Genomic DNA, 13,824 nt, shown 5'->3' with positions numbered 1-13,824 from the left:
TCAAGCAGGGGCAGCGCGAACGACTGCGGCGCGCTCGTCGCCGCCGCTCGCTACACCGACGGCACCGCTGTACACCCTCCCGTATTCCGCCGTGGAGTCCGCTCAGGACGCGACGTTGCTCATGAACCGCGAGATCTTCCACTCGCCGCCGTCCTTCGAGACCACGAACAGCTCGCGCATGTTCCTGTCCCCCACCTTGCTCGTCGAGCGGACGATGGCGTCGTTGTCGCCGGCCATGCGTGCCTCGTCGATGTTGTGCGTGGCCTGCGCGTGGTTGCCCGGGCGGTCGATCTGCTTCTTGAAGACGTCCTGGATCGCGTCGGTGCCCGTCGCCGTGGGCTGCCCGGCCACGGCGGCCACCGCGTCGTCGGCGAACGTCTTCGCGACCTGGTCGGGCTTCTTCTCCTTGAGCCCGTTGAAGAACTGCTGGACGACCGCCCGTGCGCCGCCCACGCCCATGTCCGTCACCGGAGGGCTCTCCATCTCCGTGCCCGTCCCCGTCGGCGCCTCTGGAGAGGCCTCGTCGGGCGGCACCTCGGTGTCCGTCGGCTCCACCGGGCTCGCCGCGCCCTTCATGGCTTGCGTGCCGCTGCCGGCGGCGCAGCCCGTCACGAGCATGGCGGGGACGATCATGGCCAGCAGGAGTGCCCTGCGCTGAGAAATCTTGCTCATGGCCGCTTTGATGCCCGCGCCGGTCATGAGCGAATGCGCGGTTTAGGCACTTTGCACGCTCCCTTTACCTCTACCGGCATTACTGGGCAGAATGACCCGTTTTGGCGAGACCATTCAGAGCTAGGATCGTTGCCGCCACGAGACCAGCCCGGCGGGTGTCGCGGATACCGTCCGTCCAGTGCCGCGAACACAGGCGAACCCCGAACCCCTCCCCCAGCGCGAGGACGCAGAGCGCTGCGACAGCGTCGAGGCGGGTCGGCGTTGCGTGTTACCAGTGGCCCACCACAGCCCCCACGTCTACCCGCCGGTGGAGACCGGGCCAGGCCACCGCACTGCCTGACGATCGACGCCGGGACGCCAAAGGCCCAGGCCGCCGCACTGCCTGACGGACGACCGGAACGCGAAAGGCCCAGGTCGCCGTGCGAGCGGACGACCTGGGCCCCGGAAACGACGTGAGCTCTAGACGCTGACCTCCACGTACCCGTCGGCCACCCGTATCTGATAGACGGGCACCACCACTTCCTTCTCGTCCAGGCACATCCCGGACACCAGCGAGAACACCTGCTTGTGCAGCGGCGAGGCCACGGTCGGCTCGCCCTTCCTGGTGCCGACGATGCCGCGCGAGAGCACGTACGCCCCGCTGAACGGGTCGAGGTTGTCCAGTGCGTGCAGGGTGCCGTCGTAGGTGCGGAAGACGGCCACCTGCTTGCCCTTCACCAGGGCGCAGACGCCGCGTTCGGGCAGCAGCGCGTCGTAGTCGCAGATCGGGGTCCAGCTCATTGGGCCATCACCGGCTTGATCTGGCCGCGCTCGCTGGCGAACACGATCGACGGGTCGGGCACACCCGGCGCGTTCACGAAGCTGACGAACCTGCTCAGCTTCTCCGGGTCGTCCAGCGTGGCCGCCCACTCGTCGGCGTACGTGGCGATGTGGTTGTCCATCTGCGCGTCCAGGTCGGCGCAGATACCGAGCGAGTCCTCCATGATCACCTCCCGTAGGTAGTCGAGACCGCCGTCCAGCGACTCCAGCCAGGCGGCGGTGCGTTGCAGCCGGTCTGCCGTGCGGATGTAGAACATCAGGAACCTGTCGATGGTCCTGATCAGCTCGTCCGAGCTCAGGTCCTTGGCCAGCAGGTCGGCGTGGCGGGGCTTGAAGCCGCCGTTGCCGCCGACGTACAGGTTCCAGCCCTGCTCGGTGGCGATGATGCCGAAGTCCTTGGACCGGGCCTCGGCGCACTCGCGGGCGCAGCCGGAGACGGCGGACTTGAGCTTGTGCGGCGAGCGCAGGCCGCGGTAGCGCAGCTCCAGCGCGATGGCCATGCCGACCGAGTCCTGCACGCCGTAGCGGCACCAGGTCGAGCCCACGCACGACTTGACCGTGCGCAGGGCCTTGCCGTACGCGTGCCCCGACTCGAACCCGGCCTCGACCAGCCGCCGCCAGATCTCCGGGAGCTGGTCGACCGTGGCCCCGAACAGGTCGATCCGCTGCCCGCCGGTGATCTTCGTGTAGAGGCCGAAGTCGCGGGCCACCTCGCCGATCACGATGAGCTTCTCGGGCGTGATCTCACCGCCGGGGATGCGCGGGACGACCGAGTAGGTGCCGTTCTTCTGGATGTTGGCCAGGAAGGCGTCGTTGGTGTCCTGCAGCGTGGCCCGCTCGCCCTCCAGCACGTGCCCGTTGTGCAGCGAGGCCAGGATCGAGGCCACGGCCGGCTTGCAGATGTCGCAGCCCCGGCCGCCCTGCCCGTGCTCGGTGATGAGCTGGGAGAACGTCGTGATCTTGCGGACCCGTACGATGTCGAACAGCTCGGCCCGGGAGTACGTGAAGTGCTCGCACAGGGCCTTGCTGATCTCGACGCCCGACTTCTCCAGCAGCTGCTTGAGCATCGGCACGCAGCTGCCGCACGTGGTGCCGGCCCGCGTGCACGCCTTGATGCCGGGCACATCGGTGACGCCCTTGTCGGCGATGGCGGTGCGGACGTCGCCCGCGCACACGTTGTTGCACGAGCACACCTGCGCCTCGTCCGGCAGGTCGAGGCTCGCCCCGGCGCCGCTGAACAGCAGGTCGGACGGCGCGGCCGGCAGGGCCTTGCCGACGAAGGGCCGCAGCGCCGTGTACGGCGAGGCGTCGCCCACGCAGATGCCGCCGAGCAGCGTCTGCGCGTCGTCGCTGATGAACAGCCTCTTGTAGACGCCGCCCACCGGGTCCATGTAGGTGACGTCGAGCGCCCCGTCCATCGCCCCGAACTGGGCCACCTCGACGCCGAGCAGCTTGAGCTTCGTGGACATGTCCGCGCCCTCGAACGTCGCGGACCCGCCCATGATGCGGTCGACGGCCACCTCGGCCATGTTGTTGCACGGCCCTACCAGCCCGTAGATCATCCCGCTGGCCAGCGCGCACTCGCCGACCGCGTAGATGGCGGGGTCGGAGGTCCGCATCGCGGAGTCGACCACGATGCCACCCCGCTCGCCCACCTCCAGCCCGGACGCTCTGGCCAGCTCGTCGCGCGGCCTGATGCCCGCCGAGAAGACCACGACCTGCGCGTCCACCAGCGTCCCGTCCGGCTTGCGCAGCCCGATGACCTCACCGCTGTCGTCGGTGACGATCTCCTTGACGCCCGAGCCGGCGTGCACGCTCAGCCCGAGCCCCTCGATGTGCGCCTTCAGCACCGAGCCGCCGCCCTCGTCGACCTGGCGCGGCATCAGCCAGGGGCTCATCTCGACGATGTGCGCCTTCAGCCCGAGCGCGCGCAGCGCGTCGGCCGCCTCCAGGCCGAGCAGCCCGCCGCCGACCACGACGCCCTCGGCCGCGTCCTTGGCGGCCACCTTGATCGCGTCCAGGTCCTCGATCGTCCGGTAGACGTAGGCGTGCTCGGCGCCGGGGACCGGCGGCACGAACGGGGCCGAGCCGGTGGCCAGCACCAGCACGTCGTACGGCTCGACGTCGCCGTCGGCGGTGACGACGTGCTTGGCGTCCCGGTCGATGCCGGTGACGCGGGTGTTCAGCCGGGTCACGGCGCCCTCGGGGACGGCGTAGGTGAGGTCCTCCGCGCTGGTGCCCGACAGGTAGGAGGTCAGGTGCACCCGGTCGTAGGCCGGGCGCGGCTCCTCCCCGATCACGGTGACGCGCCCGTCGAAGCCCTTGCTCACGAGGGTTTCGACGAGCCGGTGGGCCGTCGGCCCGTACCCTACGACGACGATCCTGTTCATCGAACCTCCCCAAGCTCAGATACCTTCGCCTTACGGCGTTGTGCGGAAACGCGGCACGTTGCCGCAGGCCATCCGTTATGGTGGCGGGCCTCCGGCGGCCTCGGCAGTGGGACGGAAGTCAAACCGAGATCCCTTCCTGCTCGCACAGCCAGCCGACGATGCCTTCCACGGCGTCGCGGCAGGTACCGCATCCGGTCGTGGCCCTGGTCGCGGCCGCAACTCCGGCCACGTCCCGCGCCCCGGCCTCCCAGCACGCCCTGATCTGTCCCTTGGTCACGTTGTTGCACTGGCAGATCTTGGCCGCGTCGGGTATCAGCGTCGGGTTTTCGGTCACGGGCGCCGACGACAGCCCGGGGAACAGCAGCCCGGCCCGGTCGCCCGGCACCGGCCCGCCGCGGTCGAAGAGCTGGGTGAGCGTGCCGACGGCGTCGCTCTCGCCCAGCAGGATCGCGCCGACCAGCCGGCCGTCGCGGATGACGAGCTTGCGGTAGGTGCCGCGGGCCCGGTGGCTGAAGCGGACGACCTCGGCGTGCTCCTCGGTGAGGTGGGTCTCGCCCATGGCGGCCAGCTCGACGCTCTTGGCCTTGAGCCGGGTGACGAGCCTGGAGCCGTGGTAGAGGGCCTTGCCGCCGGTGATGACGTCCGCGGCCACGGAGGCCTGCTCCCAGGCGGGGGCGACCAGTCCGTACACGGTGCCGTCGTGCTCGGCGCACTCGCCGATGGCGAAGATGGACGGGTCGTCGGTGCGCAGCTCGTCGTCCACGACGACGCCGCGCCGCACCTCCAGCCCGGCCTCGCGGGCCAGGCCCGTGATCGGGCGGACGCCGCAGGCGAGCACGACCAGGTCGCCCTCGATCAGCTCGCCGTCCGCGAGCCGGACGCCGTCCTCCTGCACGGCCTGGGCGCTGACGCCGGTGCGGATGTCCACGCCGAGCCCGGCCAGCGTCTCGCCGAGCACCTCGCCGGCCTCGACGTCGAGCTGACGCTCCATCAGGTGCCCGGCCAGGTGCAGCAGCGTGACGGGCAGGCCGCGCCCGGCCAGGCCGCGGGCGGCCTCGATGCCGAGCAGCCCGCCGCCGATGACCACGGCCCTGCGGGCGTGCTCGGCCGACTCCAGGATGCGCTCGCAGTCGTCGAGGGTGCGGAACGGGATCGCCCGCTCCACGCCCGGGAGCGGCGGCACGATGGCCTCGCTGCCGGTGGCCAGGACCAGCAGGTCGTACGGCTCGCGCCGGCCGTCCTCGGTGACGACGTGCCTGGTCTCCCTGTCGATGTGCGCGACCGCGCTGCCGAAGGCGGCCTCGACGTTGTGCGCGGCGTACCAGGAGGCGTCGATCAGCCGCACCTGCTCCGGGCGGGAGCTGCCGGCGAGCACGTTGGACAGCAGCACCCGGTTGTAGGGCTGGCACGTCTCCGCGCCGAACACAGTGATCTTGATGTGCGGGTCACGGGTGCGCACCTCGCTCACCAGCCGCGACCCGGCCATCCCGTTCCCCACGACGACGAGTCTCATGAGTCCCTCTCCACCCTGACCGCACAGACCTTGAACTCCGGCATCCTCGACGTCGGGTCGAGTGCCGGGTTGGTGAGCCGGTTGGCGCCCTCCCAGTGGAAGGGCATGAATACGGTGTCGCGCCTGATGGCGTCGCTGATCCGGGCGACGGCCTTGGCCTCGCCTCTCTTGCTGCTGACCCGCACCACGTCCCCCGCGGTGATGTCGAGCTGCTCGGCGAGGTCCGGGTGCAGCTCGACGTACGGCTCGGGCGCGGCCTGGACGAGCGAGGCGATCCTGCGGGTCTGGGCGCCGCTCTGGTAGTGGGCCAGCACCCGGCCGGTGCTCAGGTAGACGGGGTAGTCCTCGTCGGTCTCCTCGGCCGGGGGCCGGTGCTGGACGGGCACGAACCTGGCCCGGCCGTCCGGGGTGGCGAAGGAGTCGAGGAACGGGCGCGGCGTGCCGGGGTGCCCGGGCTCGGGGCAGGGCCAGAACACGCCCTTTTCGGCGGTGATGCGCTCGTAGGTGATGCCGGAGTAGTCGGCGGGACCGCCCTTGCTGGCGCGGCGCAGCTCCTCGAACACCGTGGCGGGCTCGGTCTCGAAGCGGTGGCCGAGCCGCTGCGCGAGCCCGGCCAGGACCTCGAGGTCGCTCCGGACGCCGTCGGGCGGAGTGACGGCCTGGTTGCGCAGCAGGACGCGGCCTTCGAGGTTGGTCATGGTGCCGCTCTCCTCGGCCCACTGCGTCACCGGGAAGACCACGTCGGCCATCGCCGCGGTCTCGGACATGACGAAGTCGCAGGTCACGAGGAGATCGAGAGCGGCGATGCGCTCGGCGACGTGCTCGGCGGCGGGCGCGGAGATCACCGGGTTGGACCCGAACAGCAGCAGCGCCTTCGGCCCTTCCGGGGTGCCGAGGGCGTCGAGCAGCTCGTACGCCGACCGCCCCGGCCCCGGCAGCGACTCGGCCGGCACGCCCCACACCCCGGCGACGTACTCGCGCGCGGCCGGGTCGTCGATCTTGCGGTAGCCGGGGAGCTGGTCGGCCTTCTGGCCGTGCTCCCTGCCGCCCTGCCCGTTGCCCTGCCCGGTCACGCAGCCGTACCCGGAGCCGTGGCGCCCGGGCAGGCCGAGCGCGAGCGCCAGGTTGATGAACGCGGTGACGGTGTCGGTGCCCTTGGAGTGCTGCTCGGCGCCGCGCCCGGTGAGGATGTACGCCTTCTGGGCCGCGGCCAGGGCCCTGGCGGCCTGCCGCATCCGGTAGACGGGCACGCCGGTGATCCGCTCGACCCGCTCCGGCCACCAGGCGGCCAGCGAGGTGCGTACCTCGTCGAAGCCGGTGGTCCTGGCGGCCACGTACTCCTCGTCCACGAGCTCTTCGGCGATGACCATGTGCAGGAGCCCGAGGGCGAGCGCCAGGTCGGTGCCGGGCGTGGGCTGCAGGTGCAGCCAGGCCAGCTTGGCGGTCTGGGTGCGGCGCGGGTCGATGACGATCATCCGCGGGCCGGACAGGTGACGCACGAACGGCGGCATGGTCTCGGCGACGTTCCCGCCGGCCAGCAGCACGATGTCGGCTTCGGCCAGGTCGGTGATCGGGAACGGCATCCCGCGGTCCATGCCGAACGCCTTGATCGACGCGGCGGCGGCCGACGACATGCAGAAGCGCCCGTTGTAGTCGATCTGGCTGGTGCCGAGCGCGACCCGGGCGAACTTGCCGAGCGTGTAGGCCTTCTCATTCGTGAGACCACCCCCGCCGAACACGGCCACGGCGTCGGGGCCGTGTTCGGCGCGGATGGCGGTCAGCCGGTTCGCCACGTAGTCGAGCGCGACGTCCCACTCCACGGGCTCGCCGTGCAGGAGGGGGGTCGTCAGGCGCTCGCCGTTGGTGAGCAGCTCGCCTGCCGTCCAGCCCTTCTGGCACAGCGCGCCCGAGGCGTTGGCCGGGATGTCGGTCCTGGGCTGGATGGCCAGCTCAGGACCGATCTCCATGCCGCACTGCAGGGCGCAGTACGGGCAGTGCGTCTTCACCGCGTCAGTCACTGGCTCAGACCCGGGCGTAGGCGAGGCTGGCCACGACCTTGACGCCGACCTTGCGCGTGTAGCACCACCACGTGAGGGCCAGGCAGGCCACGTAGAAGATGCCGAAGGCGAGGAAGGCGGGGGCGGGGGTGCCGTAGGCGGCGAACGACATTCCGAACGCCCGGTTGATGAGGAACCCGCCGAGCGCCCCGACCGCCGAGATGATGCCGATGGCGGCCGATGCCTGGCGCTTGCCGTACAGCAGGGCATCCTCGCTCTCGCCGCGCTCGGCCACGGCCTTGGCCTGGAAGATCGCGGGGATCATCCGGTACGTGGAGCCGTTGCCGATGCCGGAGGTGAGGAACAGCAGCTGGAAGGACAGGAAGAAGAGCCAGAAGTTGCCGGAGGTGCTGGACAGCCAGACCAGCAGGATGCCGCCGCCCATCCCGGCGAAGTTCCACAGCGTGACCGGGGCGCCGCCGAACTTGTCGGCCAGCCAGCCACCCACCGGCCTGATCAGCGACCCGACCAGGGGCCCGGCGAAGGCCACCGCCGCGAACGGGGCGTCGGGGAACAGGCTCTTGCTCAGCAGCGGGAAGGCGGTGGAGTAGCCGATGAACGAGCCGAAGGTGCCGATGTACAGGAACGACATGATCCAGGTCTGGGCCTTGCCGGCCACCGCGAGCTGCTCGCGGGGGTTGGCCTTGGCGCTGGTCAGGTTGTCCATGAAGAACCAGGCGCAGATGGCGGCCACGACGACGAACGGGATCCAGAACCAGCCGGCGGCGGCCAGCCCGAGCGAGCCGATGACCAGCGGCATGACGAGCTGGACCGAGCTGACGCCGATGTTGCCGCCCGCGGCGTTCAGCCCGAGCGCCACGCCCTGCTTGTGACGCGGGTAGAAGTAGGTGATGTTGGCCATGCTGGAGGCGAAGTTCCCGCCGCCGAAACCGGCCATCGCCGCGATCACGAGGAACAACCAGTACGGAGTGTTCGGATTGCCGACCGCCACCCCGAGCAGCACCGCTGGGATGAGCAGCAGCAGCGCGCTCACCACGGTGAAGTTGCGGCCGCCGAACTTGGCGGGGCCGAAGGTGTAGGGGACGCGCAGCACGGACCCGATCAGGTTCGGCAGGGCGACCAGCCAGAACAACTGGTCGGTGGTGAACTCGTAGGCCCCCATCTTGGTGGCCACGATGCTCCACAGCGTCCACACCGTGAAGCCGAGGTGCTCGGCCACGATCGAGAAGATGAGGTTGCGGCGTGCGACGCTCTTGCCTGAACTCTCCCAAAAAGCTGGGTCATCGGGGTGCCACTCGGCGATCCAGCGCGCCATCGACTTTCTCCTACACTCGGCGTCCGGGGATCTCCAAGGTAGGAAGCGCTCGTTACGCACTCTGACAATCCGTGGCTGTGCGTTCGTTACGTGTGATTCACCGCTGTAACAAGCCGCGCACATGCGTCACGCCGGAAACATACTCGTAATCTTCGATTACATGATCGCCCCTCGGGTACCTGCACTCACAGCAAGGGGGGAAAGATGATCAAGAAGCTACACGACATGGGCCTCAGGTCCGGCCATCTCTACACCGCGGGGGCGGCGTCGATCGTCCTGTCCTGCGCGACCTGGCTGATGTCGAGAAACATGGAGCAAGCAGGCATCGACCGGGCCGACCGGTGGGGGATCTTCGTCGGCGAGTGGGCTCCCACGCTGTTCGCGCTCGGGGTGGCGCTGCGCATCGAGGAGACCCACCGCGAGTTCGCCGAGCCCGGCAGGGAAGAGTTCGAGCAGGCGGAGCGGCCCCGGGCCAGGACGCACGCCGGCGTTTAACCGATATGTCACGCGGGTCACGTCACCGAGCGTGACCTGCGTGACAGGTCCCGGTCTCCGGCCCGGGCAACGGGACTACCAGCGGTGGTGAACCTGGGGCCGGATCAGCTCGTCGTAGACGGACTGGACCGCTTCCATCGTTTCGGCGGAGAGCGGGGGCAGGGCCGCCGCGGAGGCGTTCGACATCGCCTGGGCCGGGTTGCGGGCACCCGGGATGACCACCGAGACCCCTTCCTGGTCCAGGATCCAGCGGAGCGCGAACTGGGCCATGGTCATGGCCTCCGGGACCAGCGGGGCCAGGCGGCGGACCGCCTCCAGGCCGGTGGCGAAGTCCACGCCCGAGAACGTCTCGCCGACGTCGAACGACTCCCCTTGCCGGTTGTAGTTCCTGTGATCGTCCGGAGCGAACGTGGTGTGCTCGTCGTACCGGCCGGACAGCAGGCCGCTGGCCAGCGGGACCCGGGCGATGATCCCCACTCCGGCCGCCCGCGCGGCGGGCAGGACCCGCTCCAGGGGCTTGAGCCGGAACGCGTTCAGGATGATCTGCACGGTCGCCACCCCTGGCCGGGCGATCGCGGTCAGCGCCTCGTCGCAGGTCTCCACGCTGACCCCGTAGGCGGCGATCTTCTCCTCCGCCACCAGCGTGTCCAGGGCGTCGAACACCGCGTCCGCCGAATAGACCGGGGTCGGCGGGCAGTGCAGCTGCACCAGGTCGATGGTGTCCACGCCGAGGTTCTGGCGGGAGCGCTCGTTCCAGGCGCGGAAGTTGGACATCACGTAGTTCGAGGGGATCTGCTCCAGCCGGCGGCCCATCTTGGTGGCCACGGTGAGCTCCGGGCGGCCCTTGGCGAAGCGGCCGACGAGCTGCTCGCTGCGCCCGTCCCCGTACACGTCCGCGGTGTCGATGAACGTGACACCCGCGTCCGCGGCCGCCTCCAGGGTGGCGAGCGCCTCCTCCTCGGAGACCTCGCCCCAGTCCGCGCCGAGCTGCCAGGCGCCGAGCCCGACCACGCCGACCTCGCGTCCGGTACGTCCCAACACGCGATGCTCCATCGAAGCCAACCTTTCCGTTGCCGTTCCCACCAGGGGTTTTCCTCAGGCAAGTGTCGCGGATGGGACTGGTCGGCGCGTCATCGGCCCCATGGCCGGGGCAACCCGTCCGGAGAACGAGTACGCCCGCGTGACGCGGCCGGGTTCACCCCCGGAAAATGTCGGTCCCGGCGGGCAGAATCGCTCGCATCATGATTCCTTTCAACGCCATGCGATCGCCCGCGGGTGACATCGTGGTCTTCTACGTCGGCGTCGAGCCGCGCCTGACCTCCGAGCAGGCGATCGCCTTCGCCGACCAGCTACGCGCCCTCGCCGCCGAGGCCCACCGCGCCGAACCGTCCTTGCTCACCGTATGATCGCCGGCCGTGGGCCGGGCCGGCGGAGGCGGCGCCCCTCGCCCGCGGCGGGTGTCCGAGACCCGTAACCTGGTCGGCATGATTCGTCCCGCAGCGCCTGCCGACGTGCCTGTGATCGTCGAGCTGATCCGCGAGCTCGCCACCTACGAGAAGGCCGCTCACGAGGTGCTCGTGACCGAGGAGCAGCTTCACGCCGCCCTCTTCGGCGAGCGTCCCGCCGCTTTCGTCCACATCGCCGAGCAGGACGGCGAGGTGGCCGGCTTCACCCTGTGGTTCCTCACCTTCTCCACCTGGCGGGGCGTGCACGGCATCTACATGGAGGACCTCTACGTACGCCCCCAGCACCGCGGCGGCGGCCACGGCCTGGCGCTGATGGGCGAGCTGGCCAGGATCTGCGCGGAACGCGGATACCAGCGCCTCGAATGGGCGGTGCTCGACTGGAACGAGCCGTCCATCGGCTTCTACGACAAGCTGGGCGCGGTCCGGCAGGACGAATGGCTGAAATACCGGCTGACCGACGAGCCGCTGAGCCGCCTGGCCAACCGGCAGGACTGACGCCCGGCGCTTCGAGCAACGCGACCGCGGCCAGGATCCGTCGTCGTGCGCTGTGACGGCGACGGATCCTGAGCTAGGACACCAGCCGGTCCACCAGGTGCGCGCGGATCCTGGCGGGGATGCCTCCGGCGAAGCGCTCCAGATACGACCCGAGGTGCCCGGTCTCGTCCCACAGAAAAGGCAGATCGAAGGCGAGCATCATCCGGATGGCCAGCAGCGGAATGGGCGAGCGGAGGGGCCGGAAATCCCCGTTCCACAGCCCCGGCTCGGCGCAGGTGGGATGGAACTGGCCGATCATCAGCCCGGCCGCGACATATTCTTCCTTCAACCGCCGCTGCAATTCGTCGAGTTCCGGACCGTCGATCTCCGGCAATACCACGACGAATGTCAGCAATTCGCGGCGCTCGGGGGAAAGCGCTTCCAGCATTTCCAGGAAACGCTCGCGGAAAGCCGTCATGGAATTGACCGTCACGCCGATGTCCGTGTCCTCCTCCACCGCGAGATAGAACAGGCCGCGACGCAGCGAAGGAGCGCTGAAAGGGCAGACCGGACCCGAGCGCCCCAGCTCGGGATGGCCTTTGGTGAGGAACTCCCGGCTCCAGTCCAGGATCTTGCGCATCTCGGGCAGCCTGGGATGGTCGAAACCGGCCGCCACCTCGGCGGCCGGCCACACCTGAGGTCCGGGCGCGCTCATTGCGGGTCCCGCCACATCGGACGCAGGTGGGGGCCGCCGGGGATGAAGATCGCGGGCCCGTGCGGCTCGAAGCCGAAGCGGCGCGCCAACGCCGCGCCGCCCGCCGAGCTGGCCTCCAGGTAGACGGGGGTGCCGTCGCGGTCGCAGCCGTCCAGGATCTGCCGCATCAGCACGCTGCCCAGCCCGCTCGCCTGGCGGTGCGGCGCGACCGCGCCGAAGCCGAGGTAGAGGTGCCGCGGTGCCGCCGGGTGGTACAGGTCCTGCAGGTTGACGATGGTCATCAGCGCGTCGGCGTACTCCCCCGCGGCCTCGCGCAGTCGCCGCTCGAACGGCTCGCCGGGATCCGGGGCGCCCGGCGGGGTCGAGAGCACGACCGCCTCCAGGTCGTCGCTGGTGAACGCGCCGGCTTGGGAGAGCGACAGGTCGTAGAAGGCGCGGAAGAGGCCGGGCAGGATCTGACGACGGCGTACCGGGTCGGGGAAGGCCCACACGGTGAGCGCGTCCTCGTGGAAGGCCTCGGCGAGGAGCGCGACCAGCGGCTCCGTGTCGGCCCGGGTGGCTGGGCGGATGGTCAGGGTGGAGAGTGTCATGGCGAACTCCTTCTGGTGGCGAGCTCCTCCAGGCGGTGGTGCAGGTGCCCGAGGTGGTCGCCGGTCTCTGGCTTGATCAGGACGCTGCGCAGGATCCGTGCGCTCGGGGCGTCGGCCACGAGTCCGGGATGGCGCGCGGTGAGCGCGGGCGCGTCCACCCGCAGGGCGCTGACGTACACCGGGTCGGGCCCGGTCATGCCGTCGGCGAGCACCCGGGCCGAGGCGGCGTCGATGCCGCTCAGCGCCGGTTCTGACGGGAAATAGGAGACGATGTCCAGCTCGGGCTGCTGATACAACGTCAGGTGCGGCGACGCGGTCAGCATCCCGGCCCATTGCCGGGCCGCGCGCAGCCCGGGCAGCAGCACCCGTCCGAGCCCCTCCCGGGTGGCGGGCAGCAGCCGCAGCGTGAGCCAGAGCGCGGCCGCCGCCGCGCCCGCCCTGGAGCACTCCAGGCTGATCTCGCCCAGGTGCAGGTCGCTGGGCGTGTAGTAGGTGTACGGCGAATCGTGCCGGAAATACCGGGCCACCTGCGGATCGGAGAAGAGCACGGCCCCGCACCCGTACGGCTGCAGCCCGTGCTTGTGCGGATCGACCACGACGGAGTCGCAGGACGCGATGGCCCGCCACGGCCGCGGATCGAACAGCCCCTCGCCGGCCAGCAACGCGTAGAACCCGCCATAGGCGGCGTCCACGTGCAGTCGCACGCCATGACGCGCCTTCAGCTCCAGTGCCTCGTGCACGGGATCGACGGCGCCGGTCCCGGTGGTGCCCGCGGTGAGCACCACGGTGCCGATGCGCTCCCTGCGCAGCAGGTCCTCCAGCGCGTCGAGGTCCATCCGGCCGTGCGCGTCCACCGGCACAGCGTGCCCGCGCACGCCGAGGACGTGGCACATACGGGCGTGGGTGAAATGGCTGTCGGCGCTGTAGGCGATGCCCGCGCCCGGGTGGGTCTCGCGGGCGACGTACAGGGATTCCAGGTTGCCCATCGTGCCGCTGGTGGTGAGGTGCCCGAGGTGGCTCCCCAGCCCGAACATGGCGGCGAGTTCCGCGATCACCTCGCGTTCCATGTCGGCGGTGGCGGGGCCGCCCTCGCGGGCGTGGTTGTTGGGGTTGAGCCGCATCGCGGTCAGGTAGCCGACGACCGCGGCGGGGTGCGGCGGCTTGACCATCTGCCCGATGTAGCGGGGGTGGAAGAACGGGTAGTTGTCGCGCAGGCGCTTGCCGAAGTCGGCGAAGGCGACGGCGAACTCGTCGTCGCCGACGTGGTGCGAGGGGTGCGGCGCGAACGGGCCGAACTCCGCGGCCCACTCCTCCACCGTCTCGACCGCCTGCCCCAGCCAGTACCGCAGGTCCATCG

The 13,824-nt window shown here is 70.3% G+C and carries 13 protein-coding genes; 3 read left to right on the top strand and 10 right to left on the bottom strand.

Translation table 11 applies throughout. The features are described 5' to 3' along the window. Positions 1-102: 102 nt before the first annotated feature. The 6 genes from ACTMTI_RS26655 to ACTMTI_RS26630 form a co-directional block, all read right to left on the bottom strand. Positions 103-672 carry a nuclear transport factor 2 family protein gene (locus ACTMTI_RS26655; protein ID WP_441123251.1) on the bottom strand — a complete coding sequence of 190 codons (570 nt, stop codon included), beginning with the start codon at positions 670-672 and terminating at the stop codon, positions 103-105. 459 nt (positions 673-1,131) lie between these two features. After that, positions 1,132-1,452, bottom strand: coding sequence for a nitrite reductase small subunit NirD (nirD, locus tag ACTMTI_RS26650; RefSeq protein ID WP_441123249.1), 321 nt, complete (start codon positions 1,450-1,452; stop codon positions 1,132-1,134). Beyond that, a complete protein-coding gene (gene nirB / locus ACTMTI_RS26645; protein WP_441123248.1) occupies positions 1,449-3,881 on the bottom strand; it encodes a nitrite reductase large subunit NirB in 2,433 nt (810 codons plus the stop codon). Before nirB ends, nirD begins: the two co-directional genes overlap by 4 nt. Before the next feature lie 118 nt (positions 3,882-3,999). Beyond that, positions 4,000-5,394, bottom strand: coding sequence for an FAD-dependent oxidoreductase (locus tag ACTMTI_RS26640; RefSeq protein ID WP_441123247.1), 1,395 nt, complete (start codon positions 5,392-5,394; stop codon positions 4,000-4,002). Next, entirely contained in the window at positions 5,391-7,412 is a 2,022-nt protein-coding gene (locus ACTMTI_RS26635) for a molybdopterin oxidoreductase family protein (protein WP_441123246.1), read from the bottom strand. The genes ACTMTI_RS26640 and ACTMTI_RS26635 overlap by 4 nt, the downstream gene beginning before the upstream one ends. 4 nt (positions 7,413-7,416) lie before the next feature. Further along, complete coding sequence (locus ACTMTI_RS26630) at positions 7,417-8,727, bottom strand: MFS transporter (RefSeq protein ID WP_441123245.1); 1,311 nt, start codon at positions 8,725-8,727, stop codon at positions 7,417-7,419. A 204-nt stretch (positions 8,728-8,931) separates the two neighbouring features. On the opposite strand from ACTMTI_RS26630, the gene ACTMTI_RS26625 reads away from it, so the two are divergent. Beyond that, on the top strand, positions 8,932-9,222 hold the full coding sequence (locus ACTMTI_RS26625) for a hypothetical protein (protein WP_441123244.1): 291 nt from the start codon (positions 8,932-8,934) through the stop codon (positions 9,220-9,222). A 75-nt stretch (positions 9,223-9,297) separates the two neighbouring features. Here ACTMTI_RS26625 and ACTMTI_RS26620 read toward each other — a convergent pair whose 3' ends face one another. After that, positions 9,298-10,275: an aldo/keto reductase gene (locus ACTMTI_RS26620; protein ID WP_441123243.1), complete on the bottom strand. Its 978-nt coding sequence runs from the start codon at positions 10,273-10,275 to the stop codon at positions 9,298-9,300. A 188-nt stretch (positions 10,276-10,463) separates the two neighbouring features. Here ACTMTI_RS26620 and ACTMTI_RS26615 point away from each other — a divergent pair, with 188 nt between their 5' ends. Together ACTMTI_RS26615 and ACTMTI_RS26610 are read left to right on the top strand one after the other, a co-directional pair. Next, positions 10,464-10,628 (top strand): hypothetical protein, encoded by a 165-nt coding sequence (locus tag ACTMTI_RS26615; RefSeq protein ID WP_441123242.1) that lies wholly within the window; start codon positions 10,464-10,466, stop codon positions 10,626-10,628. Positions 10,629-10,706: 78 nt separating this feature from the next. Further along, positions 10,707-11,183 (top strand): N-acetyltransferase family protein, encoded by a 477-nt coding sequence (locus ACTMTI_RS26610; protein WP_441123241.1) that lies wholly within the window; start codon positions 10,707-10,709, stop codon positions 11,181-11,183. 73 nt (positions 11,184-11,256) lie between these two features. On the opposite strand, the gene ACTMTI_RS26605 is transcribed toward ACTMTI_RS26610, so the two are convergent. From ACTMTI_RS26605 to ACTMTI_RS26595, 3 genes are read right to left on the bottom strand one after another with little or no spacing between them, the layout of a single operon-like run. After that, positions 11,257-11,877, bottom strand: coding sequence for a DUF6875 domain-containing protein (locus ACTMTI_RS26605; RefSeq protein WP_441123239.1), 621 nt, complete (start codon positions 11,875-11,877; stop codon positions 11,257-11,259). Next, positions 11,874-12,467, bottom strand: a complete 594-nt coding sequence (locus tag ACTMTI_RS26600; protein WP_441123238.1) for a hypothetical protein — start codon at positions 12,465-12,467, stop codon at positions 11,874-11,876. Before ACTMTI_RS26600 ends, ACTMTI_RS26605 begins: the two co-directional genes overlap by 4 nt. Beyond that, a complete protein-coding gene (locus ACTMTI_RS26595) occupies positions 12,464-13,822 on the bottom strand; it encodes a pyridoxal phosphate-dependent decarboxylase family protein (RefSeq protein WP_441123237.1) in 1,359 nt (452 codons plus the stop codon). Before ACTMTI_RS26595 ends, ACTMTI_RS26600 begins: the two co-directional genes overlap by 4 nt. Between the last annotated feature and the right edge of the window lie 2 nt (positions 13,823-13,824).

The organism is Nonomuraea sp. H19 (genome assembly GCF_052068215.1).
In the GTDB taxonomy this organism is placed as follows: Bacteria; Actinomycetota; Actinomycetes; order Streptosporangiales; family Streptosporangiaceae; genus Nonomuraea.
This window is presented reverse-complemented; position numbering and strand designations above follow the sequence as displayed.